The sequence below is a fragment of the Desulfonema magnum genome, from assembly GCF_017377395.1.
In the GTDB taxonomy this organism is placed as follows: domain Bacteria; phylum Desulfobacterota; class Desulfobacteria; order Desulfobacterales; family 4be13; genus Desulfonema_C; species Desulfonema_C magnum.
The window spans coordinates 1,202,800-1,223,906 of sequence record NZ_CP061800.1; the positions used below are offsets into that span (position 1 = coordinate 1,202,800).

Genomic DNA, 21,107 nt, shown 5'->3' on the forward strand with positions numbered 1-21,107 from the left:
AAAATTCCGCCTAGCGGCTCCATTTTCGCACTCCCTTCCACTCCTTTAGGGAAGCGATTGGGATAACGCGTTTTTTTTGAGTTCCTAAGCCCGACCAGAAGTTTTTCCGGAGTGCGGAGGTTAAGCGAAGCGGTCTTTCGCATTTATAAAACCCCAAAATTTATGACTGACTACAGGAGCAACACCGTGGAAAAATTGAAAATGCACAGCCCTAATCTGGCAGAAAGCAATATTGCAAAGCTGGCGGAACTGTTTCCGGCCTGCGTCACGGAAACCAGGGAGGAGGATGGCAAACTGAAAAGAGCGGTGGATTTCGATCTTCTCCGGCAGGAGTTGTCCGAAACCATTGTGGAGGGGCCTCAGGAACGCTATGATCTCAATTGGCCGGGCAAGCGTGAAGCCTTGCTTACTGCCAATGCCCCTGTTGCCAAGACGCTGCGGCCATGCAGGGAGGAGAGTGTGGATTTTGATACCACTCAGAATCTTTTTATTGAGGGCGACAATCTGGATGTGTTGAAGCTTTTACAGGAGACTTATCTCGGCAAGGTGAAGATGATCTATATTGATCCGCCTTACAATACCGGGAAGGATTTTATTTATTCGGATCACTTTGCTGAAAGCACCGAAGAATATCTGAGAAAATCCAATCAAAAAGATGAAGACGGCAATCGCCTGGTGGCGAATACAGATGCCAATGGGCGTTTTCATTCTGACTGGCTTTCCATGATGTATCCGAGGCTGAAGCTTGCAAGGAATCTGCTGAAAGATGACGGGGTGATTTTTATCAGCATAGATGATGGTGAAGCGGCTAATTTGAAAAAACTGTGTGATGAAATCTTTGGAGAGGAAAATTTCGTTGCAAACATTCTTTGGCAAAAAAAATATGCTGTATCAAACGATGATCCGGGTATAGCTTCAATGCATGATCACATCTTAGTATATCAAAAAACAACTATGTTTTCACGGATACTTTTGCCTCGAACCGAAAAGCAATTAAAGCGATATAAAAATCTTGACAATGATCCGAGAGGTGAGTGGAGTTCAGATAATTATGTTAGTAATAAATCACGATTTGAGCGTCCAACACTTTGGTATCCTATAAAACACCCTGTAACTAATAATGATGTATGGCCTGCTGAAGACGCAGTATGGCGTTATTCCCGAGAAAAACATGAACAAATGGTAAAAGAAAATAGATTGTATTGGGGGCCTGATTTCTCATATAAAAAGCCTCGATTAAAACGCTTCTTATCCGAAATACAAGGAGGAGTTGTTCCTTCTACATGGTGGCCTTTTACAGAAGTGGGACATAATGATGAAGGGCAAAAAGAGACAGGTAAGCTACTCGGTAAAAAAATATTTAGCACTCCTAAACCAGTTCGTCTTTTGCGACAAATAGCTAAAATATCAACTAGTGAAGAAGATGTTATATTAGACTTTTTCTCAGGCTCATGTGCCACAGCCCATGCAATTCTTGACTTGAATGAAGAAGACGGAGGCAATCGCAAATTCATCATGGTGCAGCTTCCCGAAGTGTGCGATGAAAAATCCGAAGCATACAAGGCAGGATATAAAACCATAGCCGAAATCGGCAAAGAACGCATCCGCCGGGCTGGAAAGAAAATCAGGGAAGAAAACGCCATCACAGCACATAACCTCGATATCGGCTTCCGTGTTCTCAAAACTGACTCCTCCAACATGGCCGATGTTTACTATGCCCCTGATGCTGTGGAACAGAAACAACTCTCCCTGCTGACCGATAATATCAAAGATGACCGCAGTGCGGAGGATCTGCTTTTCCAGGTGCTTCTCGACTGGGGCGTTGACCTGTCCCTGCCCATTGCCAAAGAAATAATTGCCAAAAGAGAGGTTTTCTTTGTAGATGACAATGTCCTTGCGGCCTGCTTTGTCAAAAATGCTGAAATCACAGAAGATTTCGTGAAAGAACTTGCCAAACGTGAACCGCTGCGAGTGGTGTTCCGAGATGCGGGTTTCAAGGATGACAGCGTGAAAATCAACGTGGAGCAGATTTTCAAACTCATGTCATCGCACACGGATATAAAAACCATTTAAGGAGGCCATGAATGAAACTCAAGTTCAAAAAACAGGCATACCAGACCCGTGCCGTGGAAGCAGTGACGGATTGTTTCAAAGGCCAGCCCAATACAGCGGGAATCAGTTACCGTATTGATCCGGGTTCAGACAGGCAGGAAAAATTTGATGATTCCGGCTTCAAAAATGCCGAAATAGACAACACCCTGCCATTGCTGGAAAATATTCAGGCAGTCCAGCGGCTTCAGAACCTTTCCCAATCCACTGCTTTGGTAAAAACGAAAGAGTCTCCGCTCAATTTGGATATTGAGATGGAAACCGGAACCGGAAAGACCTACTGCTATATCAAGACCATATTCGAGATGAATATGCGATACGGCTGGAGCAAGTTTATTGTTGTTGTGCCAAGTATTGCCATTCGTGAAGGCGTTTATAAGTCACTGGAAATCACAGCAGAGCATTTCCTGGAATCATACGGCAAGCGGGCGAAATTTTTTGTCTATAATTCCAAGCACCTCCACAATCTGGAGAGTTTCTCATCAGATGCCGGAATCAACATCATGGTGATCAACGTGCAGGCATTCAATGCGCGGGGCAAGGATAACCGGCGTATTTATGAAGAACTGGATGACTTCCGGAGCCGCCGTCCCATTGATGTCATCAAAGCCAATCGCCCCATCCTGATCCTGGACGAACCCCAAAAGATGGAGGGCAAAAAAACGCTGGATTCCCTCAAAGAGTTTGATCCGCTGATGATACTGCGCTATTCCGCCACTCATAAGACAAAGCATAACAAGATTCATCGCCTGGATGCCCTGGATGCCTACACTCAGAAGCTGGTCAAGAAAATTGCGGTGCGCGGCATATCTGTCAAAGGATTAAGCGGAACCAATGCCTATCTCTACCTGGAATCCATAGAAATTTCCCAAAAAAGCCCGATAGCACGGGTCGAGGTGGAAATAAAGCAGAACAACGGTATCAGACGGATCACACGAAAACTGAAAAAAGGTGACAACCTGTTCGATTTGTCCAATGAACTGGATCAGTACAAAGGTTTTGTCATCGCGGATATTAACGCCATCAGCGATACAGTCAGCTTTACCAATGGTGCTGAACTGTCAGCCGGAGAAGCCACGGGCGATGTCAGTGAAACCACGCTTCGCCGCATTCAGATTCGCGAAGCCGTGAAAGCGCATTTTGAAAAGGAACAGGTTCTGTTTCATCAGGGCATCAAAGTGCTCACCCTCTTTTTCATTGATGAGGTTGCCAAATACAGGGTTTACACAGATGCGGGTGAGGAGGGCGGCGTATATGCCAAAATCTTTGAGGAAGAGTATAAGGACTGCCTGAATGAACTGAAACTTCTCCACAAACCAGAATACAGAAAATATCTAAATGGCATAGATGTTTCAGACACTCATAACGGATACTTTTCCATTGATAAAAAATCAAAGCGATTGGTTGATCCCAAGATGAACAAAACAGAGATGAAAAAAGGTGAGGCCAATGATGCGGATGCTTATGACCTGATTCTCAAAGACAAAGAGCGGCTGCTTTCTTTTGAGGAACCCACCCGCTTTATTTTCTCCCATTCCGCACTCCGCGAAGGTTGGGACAATCCCAATGTCTTTGTAATATGCACGCTCAAACATAGCGACAACACCATATCCCGCAGGCAGGAAGTCGGGCGCGGGCTCCGTATCTCGGTGAATCAGTTGGGAGAAAGGCAGGACAATCCTGCCACCGTACATCAGACCAATGTTCTGACGGTGGTGGCCAGCGAAAGCTATAAAAATTTTGTGGCGGCTCTGCAAAGGGATATCAGCGCATCTCTCTCTGAAAGACCCCGCATTGCCAATGCCGCCTATTTTGCCGGAAAAATCATAGACACAGAAAACGGTAAAATGGAGATAAGCGGAGACATCGCCGAAGGTATTGAATTTTATCTGATTCAGAACGGTTATGTGGACAGAAAGAAAAATATCGTTCATGCCTATCATGATGCCGTAAAGAATGAAACCCTGGCCCCGCTGCCGGATGACCTGAAACCCTTCAGAGAACAGATTTTTCAATTGATTGGAAGTGTTTACAGCGATGCTAATCTGCCGCAAATCGAAAATGAGCGCGGTGCCAAGACCAATCTGCTGAACGCCAACTTTGAGAAAAAAGCGTTTAAGGAACTTTGGAGCCGGATTAACAGCAAGGCTGCCTACAGTGTCCATTTTGACAGCTCCGAACTGGTTGACAAATGCGTGAAGGCTTTGGACAATGATCTGCGAGTGGCACCTCTGAAATATATGATTCAAGCCGGAGAACAGGCCGACAGACTCAGCTATGAAAAGATAAAGCATGGCGATGCATTCAAAGTCACTTCCACAAGCACGAAAGTAAACCGCAGGTCAGTTCATTCCGCGGTCAAATATGACCTTGTCGGCAAAGTCGCGGAAGCTGTTCAACTGACCCGAAAAACAGTTTCTGACATCCTGAGCAACATTCAAAAACCGGTTTTCGCCCAGTTCAGAACCAACCCGGAAAACTTCATTTCCGAATCTGCCCGATTGATAAATGAGCAGAAAGCCACGGTCATCATTGAACATCTGACATATAATACTGTTTCTGAAACCCACGATATCAATATCTTTACGGATGCCCAGAGCAAACAGGATTTTGCCAAAGCCGGAGCGCCGTTAAAACGGCACATTTATGATTATGTGATAACCGATTCAAAAACAGAGCGGGCCTTTGTCAAAAACTTGGACACCAGTGAAGAAGTGTCTGTTTATGCAAAGCTTCCCAAAGGTTTTTTCATCCCGACGCCAGTGGGAAATTACAATCCGGACTGGGCCATCTCCTTCAAACAAGGAATGGTCAGGCATGTCTATTTTGTGGCAGAAACAAAAGGGTCCATGTCTTCGATGGAACTCAGGGAAATCGAAAAAACCAAGATCGAATGTGCCCGGAAATTTTTTGATGAGATTAATCGAAAGATGAATCCTGAAAATGTTAAATATGATGTGATCAACAGTTTTGGAAAGCTGATGGAACTCGTGGGAGTTTGCAATTAACACCTCAGGGAATTCGGGGGACACAATACTTATTTATTCGGTCTCAATTTCCTATCGGGCTTTTTTGTCAAGAAATAAATATGGTGTTCTAAAACTGGACTTTTCTGAAATCTGTGTTATTATAGTGTAGTCATTCAGGAGTAAAAAACTATTTTCAGAGGAATATTTCGATGGCACTGATTCCTGTCCGCTGTCCGCTTTGCGGAGGTGAGAAAGTGAAAAAAAGAGGAAAAACAGATGACGGAAAGCAGCGTTACCTGTGTCAGAATGAGAATTGCGAGGCAAAATCTTTTCTTCTCGACTATACATATAACGGAAGAAAATCAGATATTAAGCACAAAATTATTGAAATGAGTCTCAGCGGCAGCGGTATCCGGGACATCGCCAGCGTGCTGGAAATCAGCACGGACACCGTGATAAGCGAATTAAAAAAAAAGGAAACTCTTCTCGACTCGGTGAATTCCGAACTCCTTAAAACTTTGGAACATACTGAAAATATTGAGGTTGACATATTGAAAGTTGAGGAGGCTGAGGCGGATGAGATGTGGAGTTTCGTGGGCAAAAAGGAGAATCAGAGGTGGCTCTGGCACGCCGTTGATCACAAAACCGGAAAAGTTCTCGCATATACCTTCGGAACGCATGAGGACAAAGTCTTCCTCGAACTGAAAAGGCTCCTCGAACCTTTCGGAATTGTAAAGTTTTATACTGACAATTGGGGTGCTTATGAACGAAATCTCAATCCTGCGAATCATGAGATAGGTAAAAGAAACACTCAGAAAATAGAAAGGAAACATCTGACTCTGAGGACGAGAATAAAACGTCTTGCGAGAAAAACAATCTGTTTCTCCAAATTGGAGAAGATGCATGATATCGTCATCGGACTGTTCATCAACGTATATGAATTCGGACTAGTAATATGAGTAATAAAAAATGACTAGCTCCAAATTTAGAACACTACCGAAGATATTGCAGCCAATCCCGAAGCCGGGGAACTGAAAATCGGTGATTTGCAGGATTTCAGAGTTTACAAATTTAAGATGAACCGCCAAGTGATCCTCATGGCATATAAAATTCAGAATGATTCTCTTATCTTTTATCTGGCAGGTTCTCATCAGAATTTCTATAAGAACCTTAAAAAATATTTAAGGGAAATCGGGGAGCAACATTAATATGCTTACATCAGAAAAAATTATCAGAGAAATATATCTTCTTCCGCTTTCCGAAAGGGAAAAAATCGCACATCATATTGTTCATTTCGGGATAAAAAATATGCCTCCGGATATGCCTGAAATATTGGATTTGGATGAGTGGCAGGAGGAAATTGCCCGGGAACCTTTCAATCTGACACAGGCTTCGGATTACTTGGGAGTATCCGCTGCCACTGTAAAAAAATGGGCTGAGTCAGGCCGTATCCTGTTTCATAAAGTCGGAAGGACATACAGATTCGATGTGAGAGACCTGAAAAAATTCAAAAAAAGCCTTAAAAACGGGAATCCCTGATTCTGAGCCTTCCTTTTATCGGCATCCCCCTCAGATCGCTTTCAGGTTCCCCCATCTGTCTCTCCGGATCAGTGCGTTTTTTTTGAGTCCTTAAAAATGGGATTCCAATCCTTAAAGAAGTGGGAGGGAGTGCGGAAATGGAGCCGCTAGGCGGAATTTTCGCAGCCCCCGCAAAGAGCGAAAATTCCGCCTAGCGGCTCCATTTCCGCACTCCTTTGAGAATTCTTCGAGTGGATACCAATCCTTTTCTTATGAATCCCTATTCTTATATCAAATCCCTGTAGCGAGAAAGAAGAGGAAAAAAACCCGGCACAAAACCTGAAATGAATACATAGATATTGACATCAACACGCCCGTGCCTGTGCTTTGTGACAAGGGCAGTCCCGCGGACGAAAACCAAACCTTTCTTGAATACCTGAAAAAAGCCGCTGTCCTTGCCCGGAAAAATAAAAGCATGATGCTGTTGCCCCGTGCGGAACATATCCGGGAAGAAGAATATGGTCAACATCTTGAACAACTGATCTCAGATTATCAGGACGTGATCAGAACCGGAATATTCACCGCGTTCAGGGATACCTCGGATCATCAGGTGCGGCATCTTCATTTTTATGAAAAAAGAGAGGGACAGGTATATTTCTCCCTTCAGATACTGGCAGCGGTTTATTTTTATTACAAATCCGAAGACGGGGACGAACTCCTCAGAGAAAAAACAGAGGAAATCCTTCACGGAAAAGCGGAAATCCGAATCTCTTTTCCCAAACGCGAAGTGGTTCTCTGTTCCCAGGAGAATCCCGATGCGGAACACATTGAGGCAAGATATCTGTTTCGCCTTGCCTCACGGGAAGTTACCACCGAGGTTTGCGGAAATGTGTCCGACCCCCTGAGAACGTATCCGGATTTGTATCTCTCGCCTCACGGACTGATTGACCGGGCTGACATTTACAAAGGAAAAATCGTTATCATCGGCTCCGAAGACAGGGAAATCGGCGATTTTCATGCCACGCCTCTGGGCGAGATGCCCGGATTATATCTGATGATCAACGGCATCAATCTTATTCTTGAAGGACTGCAAATTCATCAGCCCAAATGGATCATACGGGTTCTCATCGAACTGCTCGTGATAGCAGTTTCCACACTCATCGGCGTATATCTGCCCTCAACTGTTTCCGCGCCGATTCTGGCCGGGGTATTTTTCGTCAGTTTCAGTTCGTTCAGCTTTTGGCTGTTCAGCAGGCACTGCATGTTTATGGATTTTTGGCTTCCGGTGGTGGGCACTGAACTGTGCAGGCTCATCGCTGACATCGCGGAATTTTTAAAATCTTTCTCCCAAAAAAAGGAGTGTGATCAATGACCGCAAAACAGATTTGTATGGGATTTATGGGACTTCTGCTTTTCTCCGTCATAAATGCGCCGCAGGTATATGCGGGGCCTCCTGTTCACGTGGGAATTCTTGAACCAACGCCCGCCGTGGCTCCCGGAACCAGAGCCGGAGCCTGTTTCAGCCTTTTCCGGGAGGGCAAAGAAATCAGAGCTTACTGGGATATGCCGGTTCATATCGGGGATGAAATCCGGCCTCGCAAAAAAGGATGTGTTCTGCTCGTTTATGTCAGAACCGGGTGTAAGAAGCTGGAAATCAGCCGGAACACAACAGTCCGGCTGCCGGAGGAAATTACCATTGCGGCAAGACATGATAGAAAAGAAGGAACCAAACTCCTTTCCAAAGGCAGTGATGAAGCGTGTCCATGTTTTCCTCCTGATCTGCTGTGCTTCTCGCCTTTGCCGGAAAACGGCAGCACCATTCTTGCCGGAGAAGCGGTTCTTTTCCGATGGTATGCTGATCCCCGCCATGTTGCTCCCTGTGCCAAAGTCCGGCTGGTGATAATGCCCCCGGACAAAACCAGTCCCCGAATTGAAGAAGACATGCAGGCCGGAGAACTGAAGACCGTAAAAGGAGATTTCAAACCCGGAGAAATTTATCAGTGGTTTGTGGAAAAGCCGGATTATACGCGATTATCAGAGAAATATGGTTTCAGTGTTCTGAGTCAGAAAGATTCGGATGGTATCCGCGGACAGTTGGATCATATCAGAACACTTTATGCAGATGCCTCGCCCGTGTTGTATCAGGCATTATACCTGCAATTCATCAGCCATGCGGCCTCTGGCCGCGAACTGAACCTTTACCCGGACAGCCTGCGGCTTTTTAAAGACTATTTGGATGAAACCGACATTGCATTCAGACTTATCGAAAATTTGAAACGTCACTACGAGAAAAATAAACCCTGAAATCAGGAAACATCAGACCACCGGGGTTTTTTTTAAACCTCGGTGGCCCCTATTGGGGGCGGGCCATCACAACTTCCGTAATTTAAACGAAAAGCAGTCCTGAAATACGCATTTTTACGGGGTTAGTAGCCTGTTTTCAGATATGAAATCGTCTCTTTAACTCGATCATCAACTCGATCATCAAATTTTTTCCGTCATTCCTGCTTTCGCAGGTTTTTTGTTTGATCCAGGTCAAAAACCTTTTCTCCTTTCCACGCTCCGCATGAAAACGCAGGCAGAAACGCTCCGCATCGTGTAATCTTTACTCCCACCCGCCGCCAATCGCCTTGACCAGCCTCACCGTGGTAACAAGGTACTCCCCCCAAATCTGAATCCCGGCCCGTTTTGCCTGCAATGCCGTGCGCTGGGCATCCACCACATCCAGATAACTGACCAGACCGCTTTTGTATCGCTCATCTGAGATTGCCTCGGCATTTTCGGCAGCCTGAACTGCTCTGTCCTGTGCTTTTGCCTGTTCGCCCAGAAAATGAAGCCCTGTCAGCCCGTCCTCTGCTTCCTGAACCGCTTTCAGAACCGTCTGACGATAATTCGCCACAGTTTCATCATACGCGGCTTCGGCTTTGTTCATATTTGCCCTGTTGCGCCCGCCGTTAAAGATCGGCAGAGAAATCCCCGGCCCCAGAGACCAGACCCGGCTGGCCCGGTCCAGAAGAGAAGAAGTTTCTCCGCTCTGATAACCCGCACTGCCGGTCAGGCGGATTGTGGGAAAAAAAGCAGCTTTTGCCACGCCAATACGGGCATTGGCAGCCGCCACAAGACGTTCCGCCCCTGCCACATCCGGACGTCTCTCCAAAAGGGACGAAGCCAGTCCCGGGGCAATCTCAGGAACGTGTATTTTCAGATTTTCCGGGGGCAGCGAAAAATTCGAGGCCGGCTTTCCCAGCAATACAGCCAGACTGTTTTCAAGTGATCCTCTTGTTTTGCGAAGCGCTGCACCCTCGGCCTCGGTGTTTGCCAGTTCGGTTTTGGCACGTTCAAGATCAAGTTTGCTTGTATAGCCATTTTTAAACCGGCTTTGCACCAGCTTCAGCGATTCCTCACGAAGCCCCGCGGTCTGTTTAACAATATCAATCTCTCTGTCCAATGCCCTGAGCTGAAAATAATTCCGGGCAACATCTGCCTGAAGCATCAGCAAAACAGTGGCGTAATCCGCAGCACTGGCACTCAGTTCGGCCTCCGCGGCCTCGTTTGAACGCCGGACCCTTCCCCAGATATCCAGTTCATAACTCAGATCAAAAGGCAGGCTGAAGAGATTCTCAGTCACAGTAGTTCCGTGTCCGGCTGACGTGCGGGAACGCCTGGCTGAAGGATTCATGTCAAGACTCGGAAAGAATTCACTCTCCGCAATTTCCGCAACGGAGCGGGCCTGCATCACACGGGCCATTGCCGCTTTCAGGTCCTGATTGGCTTCTCCGGCCTGTTTCTCCAACTTATTCAGCACGTCATCCTCAAATATCTCCCACCAGCTGCCTTTGGGAAGATGATCTTTTGGTTCGGCAATTTTCCAATTTTTATTGCCTTTAAATTCAAGAGGTATGGGCGCATCAGGCTTTGTGTAATTCGGGCCTACGGCGCAACCAGTCAGCATCAGCCCCAGGCAAAACATATAAATACAAATTTTCTTCATGAGAATCCTCCATTCAAAACAGGTCTAAGGGATTTCCTCAAAAATAAAATACCCGGTGTAGGGTGGGTGAAGCGAAGCGCAACCCACCCTACATTTTTTGTATCGGGTATGTTGTTTATTTCGTGTTCCCTAAGTATCTGATCAAGAGTTTTCGCTATCAGAGACCTCCGAGGTTTTGGAAACCTCGGAGGTCTTTATGTCTGAAAATTTATGACCCAGTACTCAGGCAGGAACCGGCCTGACAGTTTCAGGCATCTCAGCAGATTCGCTTTCCTGTTTCTTCCGTTTCCGAGAAATGAGCAGATAGGCCGCAGGCACGACAAAGAGCGTGAGCAGGGTTCCGAAGCTCATGCCGCCCACAATGACCCAGCCGATCTGCTCGCGGCTCTCCGCACCCGCGCCGTGTGCAAGGGCCAGGGGAACGGATCCTAAAATCATGGTTCCGGCAGTCATCAGAATGGGACGAAGCCTCATGACAGCGGCTTCAAGAATGGCCTCAGATTTGTTTTTTCCCTCTTCCTGCAACTGGTTGGCAAACTCCACGATGAGAATCCCGTTTTTCGTGACCAGTCCGATGAGCGTGATCAGCCCCATCTGACTGTAAATATTCAGCGTGTTGCCGGTGAGTTTCAATGCCAGCATTCCTCCGAGTGTGGAAAGCGGAACCGTGAGCATGATCACGAAAGGATCAACAAAGCTTTCAAACTGGGCCGCCAGCATCAGGTAAATAAAGGCCAGTGCCAGGAAAAAGGTGGTCAGCAAACTTGCGCCGGACTCCCGATATTCCCGTGACTGTCCGCCATAATCCACCTGCGCATGTTCCGGAAGCATCTTTTCCGCGGCAGTTTTGAGAAATGCCAGGGCTTCTCCCTGGGAATAGCCCGGAGCCAGGTTCGCACTGATGGTCACGGATCGCATTTTGCTGAAATGGTTCAATGACTGAGCTGTCACGTCTTCGCTGATGTTCACAAGGTTGGAGAGTTTCACCATCTCCCCGGAGGGTGCGCGGACAAATATCTGGTTCAGATCATCGGGTGAGGTGCGGAGCTGGTCTTCGGTCTTCACGATCACATCATACTGCTCCCCGTTCATCTTGAAACGGGTCACATCCCTGCCCCCCATGAGAGTTTCAATGGTTTTGCCAATGGTCTGCACGGAAATCCCCATGTCCGCGGCCTTGTCCCGGTTGAGAGTGAGCCGCAGTTCGGGTGTGTTGAGCTTGAGATCGGTACGCGGGGTTGTGATACCCGGATTTTTCATGATTTCCGCCATGAGCCGGCCTGTGAGTCTGCTTAATTCTTCCCATGTCCCTGATGTCTTGATAATGAATTCCACAGGCTGGCTGATGAAATCCTGCCCCAGTGAGGGCGGATTAATGGGAAAGGCCAGCACCCCCGGGATATTGAACATGGGGAATCCCAGAGTTTTCACAATCTCCTGCTGTGTGCGTTTCCGTTCCTCCCAGGGCTTGAGCATGAGAATGGACAGGGATTCCGTGACCACGTTCATACCGGTGACATTCAGAGAATAGGCTTTTTCCGGAACCGCATTGAGGATGTCTTCGACCTGTTTGCTATAATGGTCTGTGTAATCAACGCTTGCACCGTCCGGTGCGATGGCCATACTAAAAAATGCCCCGCGATCCTCCACCGGAGAAAGTTCCGAAGGCAGATGCGTAAACAGATGCACTGTTCCGAATGCCGCAAGAATTGCCAGGGCCGCCACGATGGCGCGCAGTTTCATAGACAGTTGCAACATCCGGCGATACATATTTTCCATACCCGTCAGGATGCGATCCAGAAACCGACTGAAAAAACCGGGGGTGGTTTCGTGTCGCAGCAATTTGGAACACATCATGGGAGATAATGTCAGGGCAACAAAACCGGAGACCACCACTGCTCCGGCCAGGGCCAGGGCGAATTCTGTAAACAATTTTCCGGTGCGGCCCGTCATAAACGCGACCGGCGCATATACCGCGACCAGCGTCAGGGTCATTGCAATGACCGCGAAACCGATCTCCCGGCTGCCCCTGATCGCGGCTTGAAAAGGACTCATGCCGTCTTCCACATGGCGATGAATGTTCTCCAGCATGACAATGGCATCGTCCACCACCAGTCCCACGGCCAGAATCAGCGCCAGCAGGGTCAGCGTGTTGATGCTGAAGCCCATGGCCCACATGAGTGCAAACGCGCCGATAAGGGAGACCGGGATGGTAATCAGAGGAATCAGGGTGGAACGGAAGCTGCGGAGAAAAACGAAAATCACCAGCAGCACCAGTATGACGGCCTCGAAAATCGTCTGAAACACATTGTCAATGGAGCGTTCGATAAACACGGAGGAATCATAATTGATATCCATGTCCATGCCCGGAGGCAGGTTCTTCCGCACATCCGGGAGAATTTTTCGGACAGCTTGTGAAATTTCCAGCGGATTGGCCGTGGACTGCTTGACAATGCCGATACCCACCGCATTTGCGCCGTTACTCCGTATCCGCTGCCGGTCGCTTTCAGGGCCGATTTCCACGCGGCCCACATCCCTCACCCGCACGAGATAACCGTGTTCGTTCCTCAGAATCAGATTCTCGAATTCTTCCACGCTGCTTATGGCGGTATCCGTGAGAATGGTAAATTCCCGCGCCGCGCTCTCAATGCGGCCCCCCGGAATTTCGATATTCTGCTGCTTCAGAGCGTTTTCCACATCCTGTACGGTAATTTGGCGGGCAGCCATTTTGACCGGATCAAGCCAGATACGCATGGAATAGGTGCTGCCGCCCAGAATCTGTGCTTCGGATACGCCGGAAATGGTCTCAAACCGATCCTTGATGATTCGGTCCAGATAATCCGTAATCTCTCCGGGAGTATGACGGTTGCTGTAAAAGGCCATGAAGATAATGGGGGTTGCATTGGCCTCCACTTTGGCGACAATGGGTTCCTCCACATCACCGGGAAGGTCTCCCCGCACCCGGCCCACGCGGTCTCGCACATCCGCAGCCGCGTTATCCGCATCCCGCTCCATATGAAATTTAATGGTGATTTCACTCTGCTCCTGCCGGCTTTTGGAGGTGATGGTCTTAATGCCTTCCAATCCTGAAATACCGTCTTCGATGATTTTTGTGACCTCAGTTTCGATGATCTCCGGGCTGGCTCCCTGATAAATCGTGGTGACAGAAACCACCGGCTCGTCAATGTCCGGATATTCCCGCACCGTGAGGCGGTCGTATGCGACCAGTCCCACAAGAAGGATAATCAGACTCATCACCGTTGCCAGCACAGGGCGTCGGATGCTGATATCAGATAAATACATATTTTTTCCTCCGTTTTCTAAGGGTGTTAGGTGTTAGGTGTTAGGTGTTAGGTGAAATGCTCAAATATGAAAGTGAGATCAAAATTTAACACCTGACACTTAACACTTAACACTTAACACCTGACACTTAACACTTAACACTTCACACTTCGCAAACATATCCGGATCCGCCTCAACAGCGTTTACCGGCATTCCTTCGGCAACTTTTTGAATTCCGCCGGTGATGACCATATCTCCGGGCTCAAGGCCGCTTTGAATCTCCACCATGCCTTTTTCCCGCTTGCCGGTGATCACTTCAACCATAACCGGCTTGTTATCCGCCACTTTCCAGACAAAGCTGCGTTCAGGCTGCTGCATCACGGCCTGTTCCGGCACAAACAGGGCGTCAGATGTCTCATCTGCCACCAGTGCAACGCGAACAAACAGCCCGGGACGAAGCCGCTGATCAGGATTTTCCATAACTGCCCGAAGTTCCAGGCTTCTGGTTTGCATATCAATCCGGGGATTCACAGCATAGACCTCAGCTTCAAAGACCTCATTACCGAAAGCATCTGAAGACAGACGGATTTTCTGGCCCGCCGCGGCCGCTCCGGAATATATCTCAGGAATTTTAAAAGAAACTTTGAGACTGGAGACATCTTCGAGGTTGACCAGTTCCTGACCCGCGCTGATAAAATCTCCTTTGCTCACCTTCCGGATGCCAAGGACACCGCCGAACGGAGAGCGAATCACGGTTTTGTCGAGATTTGCCTGGATGAGCTGCTCATTGGCTTTGTCAAGCTGCCACCGGGCATAAGCCTGGTCCCGCTCTCTCACTGAGATGGCCTTGTCTTTGAGAAGTTTTTTTGCCCGCTTATAATCTGCGAGATGAAGATTCAGGTCTGCCCTGGCTTTTTGCAGTTCCGCCTGAAGCACGGACTGATCCAGTGTGAAAAGCACCTTGCCCTGCTCAATGGCCTCACCTTCGGCAAATCCGATGGAAGTAATCCGTCCGCTCACTTCGGATCGGATCATCACGGATTCATTGGCCTGAAGCGTCCCCACGGTCACGATTTCACGCACTGCCGGTGCGATCCGTACTTTGCTCACCTCCACCGTGACCGGCGGCATGGCCGGGGGAGCGGCCTTGTCCTCTGGTTTGGGAGAAGCAAATAATCCCGAATACCAAAGCATACATACGCCCATGAGAATGAGGACTGTGAAGGTCCCGAAGAGTCCGCATCGGCTCAACGCCTTTCTGTTAAGTTTTTCTGATTTCAACATGCTGTCTTCTTTCATAACTGATTGTCTCCTTATTTTCAGGGTTAAAGAGTGAATGTTCACTCCGATAAAGCTTCAAAGACATCAGGAATTCCGCACCTCTGGTCTCCCCACTTCAGAACTTCAGTGCGTCCCAACAGGCTCCTGCCATTTTTCCCCCAAGCTCATCATCCAGCCGGACAGAACCGGTGAGATGTTCTTTAAACAAGAATAGGATCGGCCCGAATGCGATTGCACATAAAATTTTGTTGTCCATATCTTTGACAATATGCCGGGATTTTGCGTAATCCAGAAGGTCTGTAAACAGTGCTTCGTCCGAGGCAGATTTTTCTCTTTTTTTATTAAAATAATAAGGTGAATGATGGTATTGTTCCAGAAATTTGTATGTGTCAGGATGGGCAAGCAGATATTTCACGCGAGCTGTGAAGATTCCCATAAACCGGTCTCGGACAGGCAGCTCTTCAGAATAGTCTCTGTATATGATGTCATCCATATCCTGGCGAACTTGCATATATATCTCTCTGATCAGTGCGTCCTTGTTTTTAAAATAACGATAAAGGGTTCCCACACCGACCCCGGCATTTCGGGCAATCATGGCCGCGGGACTGGCATGAAACCCGTTTTCCGCTATCAGATGAAGGGCTGAAGTCATAATTTTTCTGCGTTTGTCCCATGCCTTGTCTTTCAAAATTTTTTCTCCCAGATTTCGGAATGATCATTCACTCCGAATATGAAAAAAATTTTTTTTGTCAAGTGTGATTTGTAAAAAATTAAAAAATTACTGATTATAACGGATTCAGGGGAGGCCGCCACGGCATATTTGCATGCTGCAAATATGCCGCCCCCTCGGGGCTTCAATGCCACAAAGACACGAAGACACAAAGACGCACAGAGAGCCTTCGTGAGACTTCGCGCCTTCGTGCCTTTGTGGCATTATTGCAGGTCGCACATCGCGCGGGTTTTCCCCTGAATGACGTCCGGGGAGGACGGCGTCCTGTGACATGATAGTTTCAGCATGCAGCGTCCTCCCCTGAATCCGTTATAATCAGAAAAATTATTTTGTCTTTTGTGTAAAAAATGGTGCTGAACATCCCGCCCCGACATCAATGTCAGGGCTGAAAGCAAAAGCAGCCTGAGGGCAGCCTGTTCAGGGTTTGTGAATTTCTCCGTCTTCTATCAGTTGAAGATACGCTTTTTCGAGTCTGTTCAGAATATTATGTGCATCAGGCGTTTTTTTTTGAAACAACAAATTTCAGACCCATGGCAGATATTTCATTAAAGCGTAATTCAGGAAAATCCATCTTTTTTAATATGATTTCCGAAACCCTTTTGTAGCTAAGTAAATAATCTGCCCGTTTTGCCCTGAGCATTTTAAATGCCAAATCATTGGAAAACACCTCATGATATTTGACATGGTTCGCAGGATTCTTAATGTAATGTATCCATCCGCCATAGCTGTAGCCGATTAAGGTGATCAATGTTTTTCCTGAAAGGTCTTCTTTGTTTATAATCGGCGGGTTTTCTCCCTTGGTGTAAGCGCACTGCGTGGCTTTGGCTATTTCGTGCCTGCCGATGACAGTGGTTCCCTTAAATCCCGGCAGAGTGGGCAATCCGAGCCACATATCCGCATCTCCCCGGACAATGGACTGAACCATTCGTTTGGCAGGGTAAGAAATTGTGTTCCACTGATATCCGGCTTTTTTCATTACCTTATCAACGAGGTCTATAAGAATGCCCTGGGATTTTCCGGATTCGTTGGTAAAATAAAAAGGTTCTGATTCAATATGAACCATCTTGAGGGTTCTGGCCTGAGCAACTGATAACATAAGATTCAGACAGAACAGGCAGAAAATAAATATTTTTAAAGCGGTTACGAAGTTCATAATTCTTCTTTTCTGAACAGAATGATTTATCCTCTTCTTTGCGAACAAAGAGGTAAAATCAACGCTTCAGCCCGTCCCAGCAGGCTTCGACAATTTTTCCGATCATTTCGTCATCTATCTGAATAAAACCTGCAATATGATCTTTAAGCAGAAAAATAAAAGGCCCGAAAGCAATGGCGTGCAGCACATGGTTATCCAGATTTTTGATAATGTGCTGTGATTTTGCATAATTCATAAGCTTCCCAAACGGGTCATCGCCTGATGACAGTTTTTCTCTTTTTTTGTCAATGCCATATGGCGAATTATAATACTGTTCTAAAAACTTGGAGATATGAGGATATCTGATCATATATTTTATCAGATTTGTAAAAACCCGAATAAACCGCTCACGTACTGGCTGTTTTTCGCTGTCCTCACTGAAGATTTCCGTAATCAGTTTTTCATGGGTCTCCTGATGAATCGCCTCTATCAGCGCGTCCTTGTTTTCAAAATAGCGATATATGGTTCCCATTCCCACCCCGGCATTTTTGGCAATCAGCGATGTGGGACTGGCGTGGAATCCGTTTTCCGCGATCAGATCAAGTGCGGCATTCATAATTCGGGTGCGTTTGTCTGTTGAATTTTTTTTCATAATTTTTCTCTGAAAACAGAGTGAATGATCATTCCGTTCTTTCCTTAAAAATAAATTAAATTTCAGATTTGTCAAGTCCTAATTTGATTTTTTTGTCATCGGGAAAGAAATGAGAAGGGTACTGAAAAACAATTTAAAGCTTAATATTTACGACTTCAGAGGTTTAAAGGGAGATTAATCCTGAAAGACCATTCATTTTTTTATCATACATTTTATTTTCTTGACAAAACTCACCGTATTTCATAGAAATAAATTATATTTATCTTTGAGATTTGGCAGGGGGATAAGGTTTTGTTTCACAATCTCAGCGCATCTGAAATCTTGCAGATATTGAACTGACAAAAATATTTTGTTCTTAATTGGTGATTATACTTGTCATCGCCATAAACCGAGCTTCTCGCGAGGCAGATTCCTGCTTTCGCAGGAATGATATTCTTTGTCATTTTGGAGCGATGTCACCGGCCTGTCATTCCTGCGAAAGCAGGAATCCAATTTTCAGAAAGCGCAATTTATGCCAGTGAACAGTATATAAGCAGTTAAATAAGAAGCTGGAAAGGGGGGTACATGCTGAAGGTAAAGGATATTATGACAAAAGACCCGGTCACGGTCTTACCGACAACGGAAATTGCTCATGCGACAAAACTCCTGCTGGAAAAACGGATAAACGGCGTCCCTGTAATGGATGAAAATGGCGCACTGGTGGGAATTCTCTGTCAGAGCGATCTTATTTCACAGCAAAAAAAACTTCCCATTCCTTCGCTTTTCACATTTTTGGACGGACTGATACCCATAACCTCTATGAAGCATCTTGAAAAGGAAGTTCAGAAAGTGACAGCCACGACCGTGGAAGATATTATGTCACCAAATCCGACAACTGTGGATACTGATACGGATATTGAAACCGTGGCAACCCTCATGGTGGAAAAAAATTTTCATACACTCCCCGTAACAGAGGGAGGGGAACTGGTCGGAGTTGTGGGAAAGGAAGATGTTCTCAGAACACTCATGCCCGGGACAGAGAAGTCCCAATAGCCAGGGGAGGAGTGCGAAAATTTTATTTTCGCAAAAGCCTCTCAGTATCAGACTGGGCGAAAATAAAATTTTCGCACTACCGGGGAATACATTGTTTGTTTAACCGCTTTTGAAAAAAAATTCGGAGGAGAGACATGTCCATAAAAAAAATTGCCTGTTGCACAGATTTTTCAGAAAATGCCGAAGCGGCTTTTGAAACTGCCCTTGAAATGGCTGAGAAATACCAGGCCAGACTTTCTGTTATTCATGTATTGCCGCCTGTTGTGAATCCTTTAACTGATACTGAACTGATGATGCTGACGGATGAGTCAAGACCCTCTCTGATTCTGAAATTGGAAGAGCGGATGGAGCAGACCTACGGGGGGAAGATTCCGGATCATATTGATCACCGGTTTGTTGTCCTTGACGGGCATATTTCAACAGAAATATTAACATATCTGGAAGAAAATAATACGGATATTGTGGTGACAGGGTCTTACGGACTGACAGGCATGGGGCTTGTTTTGTTCGGAAGTGTCGCCAAAAGGGTATCTCAGAAGGCTCCCTGTTCCGTGATGATTGTTCGGCGTCAGGAAGAGGTTCAGGAAGCGTCATTGTAATGTCCGTAATCATTTTCAGAGAATCATTTTTTCGTCACTTTTTTAAAAAGGCTGTCTGAACGCCATTTTGGTTCTGGCCGGATAAGATTTCCGAAGTTTCCGAAACTTCGGAGGTCTTATTTGTGAGGAAATTATTTATTTCTTAATGTTCAGCAGGCATGTCCTGGTTTGTTCCCGGATTTTAGTTCAATGAAAGACATATCAGCTTGTCTTTTTCCTTTCATCTCTTCCAGCCTCACCTGACTCTGCATTTCTGTTTTTTTATAATTTTCCACCACCAAATCGCACAGAAACAGTTTTAAAAAAGGATATTTGATGAGAAAATCAGATAAAAAGATTTTTGCCACTTTGTTTTTTTCCATATTTACGGTGGTTACAGGGGTCGGAATCGTGGTTCCTCTGCTGCCGGTCTATGCCCATGAACTGGGGGCCAACGGTTTTTATGTTGCCATGGTATTCGGGATATTTTCCATTTCAAGAACATGTTTCTTACCTTATTTTGGCAGATGCTCGGATGAAAAAGGGCGGAAACCGTATATTGTGACAGGACTCCTCGCTTACGGGCTGATTTCGTTTGCCTTCATGTTTGCAGACACCCTTGAACTTCTTATTATCATACGGTTTGTTCAGGGCATCGCGTCCGCCATGATCATGCCTGTGATTCATGCATATGTCGGAGATATAACACCCAAAAACAGGGAAGGCTTTACAATGGGGGTGTTCAACATGTCTGTTTTCCTGGGTCTCAGTCTCGGCCCCCTGGCCGGCGGAGTGCTTAAAGATCATTTCAGTCTTCAGTTTTCCTTTTTATGTATGGGAATGCTTTCATTTGCGAGCTTTTTTCTGAGCCTTTTTTTTCTTCCGCCTACAAGATCGGAAAAAGCAGTATGCAACAAGGAAGCCCCCGCAGGCTGGAAGCATCTTCTCAGGGACAGAGCTATTGCCGGATTGTCTTTTTTCAGATTTACTTATACCGCATGTATCGGGATTATCTGGAGTTTTTTACCGATTTTTGCGGATCTGGAATTTTCTCTTTCCAGTTCACGCATCGGCATTCTTGTCATGCTCGGGGTCTTTGTCAGCGGACTGGTACAGACGCCTATGGGATTTCTGGCGGACAGGGTGAATAAGAAAGCCATGCTGATCACCGGCGGGCTGATCACCAGCTATTCGATGTTGTTATTTGTATGGGCAGACGGATTTAAGGATTTGTTTTTATCCAATATACTGTTCGGATTCGGGGGAAGCATATCCATGGCACCGCTCATGGCTATGGCTGTCCGGAAAGGAAACCAAACCGAGGCCATGGGGTCTGTCATGGCGATTATGACCATGGCGCACAGCATGGGAATGATGTCAGGGTCTCTTCTTGCAGGTGTGATGATGGATATTTTTGAACTTCGCCAAGCATTTTCTTTCGGATCATTCCTGATGATAGGGGGACTTGTTTTGTTTTTTGTTCTCACCTATTCCAGAAAAGAGTGTGTTCAGCCGCTTATGAACAGACCTTAGTATGAAATTCAGAGAAAATTTATATGAAAGTGTCAGGTGTTAGGTGTCAGGTGTTAAGTGTTAGGAAAAACTGCAAAACTTTCATACTTCGTTGTGACCGGCAGATCATGGCCGTTTATATGAAAGTGCCTGAAGTGACTAAAGTTAATAAAGTGACTAAAGTTAAAAGTTCTTTCATGTTTCGTTGTGAGCGAACCGCTCATGGCCGTTTATATGAAAGTGTCAGGTGTCAGGTGTTAAGTGTCAGGAAAAAATGCAAAACTTCCATACTTCGTTGTGACCGGCAGGTCATGCCCGTTT

17 protein-coding genes are annotated in these 21,107 nt (G+C 46.4%); 10 read left to right on the plus strand and 7 right to left on the minus strand.

What is annotated here, in order from left to right:
• Positions 1 to 186 precede the first annotated feature (186 nt).
• The 7 genes from dnm_RS04815 to dnm_RS04845 all read left to right on the plus strand — a co-directional run bounded on the left by dnm_RS04815 (position 187) and on the right by dnm_RS04845 (position 8,900).
• Positions 187 to 2,073, plus strand: coding sequence for a site-specific DNA-methyltransferase (locus dnm_RS04815; protein WP_207681568.1), 1,887 nt, complete (start codon positions 187 to 189; stop codon positions 2,071 to 2,073).
• Between the two features lie 11 nt (positions 2,074 to 2,084).
• Positions 2,085 to 5,117 (plus strand): type III restriction-modification system endonuclease, encoded by a 3,033-nt coding sequence (locus tag dnm_RS04820; protein WP_207681569.1) that lies wholly within the window; start codon positions 2,085 to 2,087, stop codon positions 5,115 to 5,117.
• 170 nt (positions 5,118 to 5,287) lie between these two features.
• Positions 5,288 to 6,037 carry an IS1 family transposase gene (locus dnm_RS04825; protein WP_207681570.1) on the plus strand — a complete coding sequence of 250 codons (750 nt, stop codon included), beginning with the start codon at positions 5,288 to 5,290 and terminating at the stop codon, positions 6,035 to 6,037.
• A 45-nt stretch (positions 6,038 to 6,082) separates the two neighbouring features.
• Positions 6,083 to 6,286 (plus strand): type II toxin-antitoxin system RelE/ParE family toxin, encoded by a 204-nt coding sequence (locus tag dnm_RS31530; protein ID WP_207683595.1) that lies wholly within the window; start codon positions 6,083 to 6,085, stop codon positions 6,284 to 6,286.
• 1 nt (position 6,287) lies between these two features.
• Positions 6,288 to 6,617, plus strand: a complete 330-nt coding sequence (locus tag dnm_RS04835) for a helix-turn-helix domain-containing protein (protein ID WP_207681571.1) — start codon at positions 6,288 to 6,290, stop codon at positions 6,615 to 6,617.
• 454 nt (positions 6,618 to 7,071) lie between these two features.
• Entirely contained in the window at positions 7,072 to 7,968 is an 897-nt protein-coding gene (locus tag dnm_RS04840; protein WP_207681572.1) for a CHASE2 domain-containing protein, read from the plus strand.
• Positions 7,965 to 8,900: a hypothetical protein gene (locus dnm_RS04845; protein WP_207681573.1), complete on the plus strand. Its 936-nt coding sequence runs from the start codon at positions 7,965 to 7,967 to the stop codon at positions 8,898 to 8,900. The genes dnm_RS04840 and dnm_RS04845 overlap by 4 nt, the downstream gene beginning before the upstream one ends.
• A 301-nt stretch (positions 8,901 to 9,201) precedes the next feature.
• Here dnm_RS04845 and dnm_RS04850 read toward each other — a convergent pair whose 3' ends face one another.
• The 7 genes from dnm_RS04850 to dnm_RS04880 form a co-directional block, all read right to left on the minus strand.
• Entirely contained in the window at positions 9,202 to 10,587 is a 1,386-nt protein-coding gene (locus tag dnm_RS04850; RefSeq protein WP_207681574.1) for an efflux transporter outer membrane subunit, read from the minus strand.
• Between the two features lie 222 nt (positions 10,588 to 10,809).
• Positions 10,810 to 13,890, minus strand: coding sequence for an efflux RND transporter permease subunit (locus dnm_RS04855; protein WP_207681575.1), 3,081 nt, complete (start codon positions 13,888 to 13,890; stop codon positions 10,810 to 10,812).
• A 99-nt stretch (positions 13,891 to 13,989) separates the two neighbouring features.
• Complete coding sequence (locus dnm_RS04860) at positions 13,990 to 15,168, minus strand: efflux RND transporter periplasmic adaptor subunit (RefSeq protein ID WP_207681576.1); 1,179 nt, start codon at positions 15,166 to 15,168, stop codon at positions 13,990 to 13,992.
• Between the two features lie 97 nt (positions 15,169 to 15,265).
• On the minus strand, positions 15,266 to 15,838 hold the full coding sequence (locus dnm_RS04865) for a TetR/AcrR family transcriptional regulator (RefSeq protein WP_207681577.1): 573 nt from the start codon (positions 15,836 to 15,838) through the stop codon (positions 15,266 to 15,268).
• 535 nt (positions 15,839 to 16,373) lie between these two features.
• The gene (locus dnm_RS04870; protein ID WP_207681578.1) at positions 16,374 to 17,033 is read right to left on the minus strand and encodes a substrate-binding periplasmic protein; all 660 of its coding nucleotides are present in this window, start codon (positions 17,031 to 17,033) and stop codon (positions 16,374 to 16,376) included.
• A gap of 58 nt (positions 17,034 to 17,091) precedes the next feature.
• The gene (locus dnm_RS04875; RefSeq protein ID WP_207681579.1) at positions 17,092 to 17,664 is read right to left on the minus strand and encodes a TetR/AcrR family transcriptional regulator; all 573 of its coding nucleotides are present in this window, start codon (positions 17,662 to 17,664) and stop codon (positions 17,092 to 17,094) included.
• A 296-nt stretch (positions 17,665 to 17,960) separates the two neighbouring features.
• A complete protein-coding gene (locus dnm_RS04880) occupies positions 17,961 to 18,107 on the minus strand; it encodes a hypothetical protein (protein ID WP_207681580.1) in 147 nt (48 codons plus the stop codon).
• A 121-nt stretch (positions 18,108 to 18,228) separates the two neighbouring features.
• Between dnm_RS04880 and dnm_RS04885 the strand changes: the two genes are divergently transcribed.
• The 3 genes from dnm_RS04885 (at position 18,229) to dnm_RS04895 (ending at position 20,807) form a co-directional block, all read left to right on the plus strand.
• Entirely contained in the window at positions 18,229 to 18,696 is a 468-nt protein-coding gene (locus tag dnm_RS04885; protein WP_207681581.1) for a CBS domain-containing protein, read from the plus strand.
• Positions 18,697 to 18,830: 134 nt separating this feature from the next.
• The gene (locus dnm_RS04890; protein ID WP_207681582.1) at positions 18,831 to 19,295 is read left to right on the plus strand and encodes a universal stress protein; all 465 of its coding nucleotides are present in this window, start codon (positions 18,831 to 18,833) and stop codon (positions 19,293 to 19,295) included.
• 315 nt (positions 19,296 to 19,610) lie between these two features.
• Positions 19,611 to 20,807, plus strand: coding sequence for an MFS transporter (locus dnm_RS04895; protein ID WP_207681583.1), 1,197 nt, complete (start codon positions 19,611 to 19,613; stop codon positions 20,805 to 20,807).
• Positions 20,808 to 21,107 lie beyond the last annotated feature (300 nt).

What these genes read in the sequence shown, in the direction of transcription:
- dnm_RS04820 (WP_207681569.1), top strand. Translation starts at nt 2,085, where the DNA reads ATGAAACTCAAGTTCAAAAAACAGGCATACCAGACCCGTGCCGTGGAA.
- dnm_RS04825 (WP_207681570.1), top strand. Translation starts at nt 5,288, where the DNA reads ATGGCACTGATTCCTGTCCGCTGTCCGCTTTGCGGAGGTGAGAAAGTG.
- dnm_RS04835 (WP_207681571.1), top strand. Translation starts at nt 6,288, where the DNA reads ATGCTTACATCAGAAAAAATTATCAGAGAAATATATCTTCTTCCGCTT.
- dnm_RS04840 (WP_207681572.1), top strand. Translation starts at nt 7,072, where the DNA reads ATGATGCTGTTGCCCCGTGCGGAACATATCCGGGAAGAAGAATATGGT.
- dnm_RS04845 (WP_207681573.1), top strand. Translation starts at nt 7,965, where the DNA reads ATGACCGCAAAACAGATTTGTATGGGATTTATGGGACTTCTGCTTTTC.
- dnm_RS04850 (WP_207681574.1), bottom strand. Translation starts at nt 10,587, where the DNA reads ATGAAGAAAATTTGTATTTATATGTTTTGCCTGGGGCTGATGCTGACT.
- dnm_RS04855 (WP_207681575.1), bottom strand. Translation starts at nt 13,890, where the DNA reads ATGTATTTATCTGATATCAGCATCCGACGCCCTGTGCTGGCAACGGTG.
- dnm_RS04860 (WP_207681576.1), bottom strand. Translation starts at nt 15,168, where the DNA reads ATGAAAGAAGACAGCATGTTGAAATCAGAAAAACTTAACAGAAAGGCG.
- dnm_RS04870 (WP_207681578.1), bottom strand. Translation starts at nt 17,033, where the DNA reads ATGAACTTCGTAACCGCTTTAAAAATATTTATTTTCTGCCTGTTCTGT.
- dnm_RS04875 (WP_207681579.1), bottom strand. Translation starts at nt 17,664, where the DNA reads ATGAAAAAAAATTCAACAGACAAACGCACCCGAATTATGAATGCCGCA.
- dnm_RS04880 (WP_207681580.1), bottom strand. Translation starts at nt 18,107, where the DNA reads ATGACAAAGAATATCATTCCTGCGAAAGCAGGAATCTGCCTCGCGAGA.
- dnm_RS04885 (WP_207681581.1), top strand. Translation starts at nt 18,229, where the DNA reads ATGCTGAAGGTAAAGGATATTATGACAAAAGACCCGGTCACGGTCTTA.
- dnm_RS04890 (WP_207681582.1), top strand. Translation starts at nt 18,831, where the DNA reads ATGTCCATAAAAAAAATTGCCTGTTGCACAGATTTTTCAGAAAATGCC.
- dnm_RS04895 (WP_207681583.1), top strand. Translation starts at nt 19,611, where the DNA reads ATGAGAAAATCAGATAAAAAGATTTTTGCCACTTTGTTTTTTTCCATA.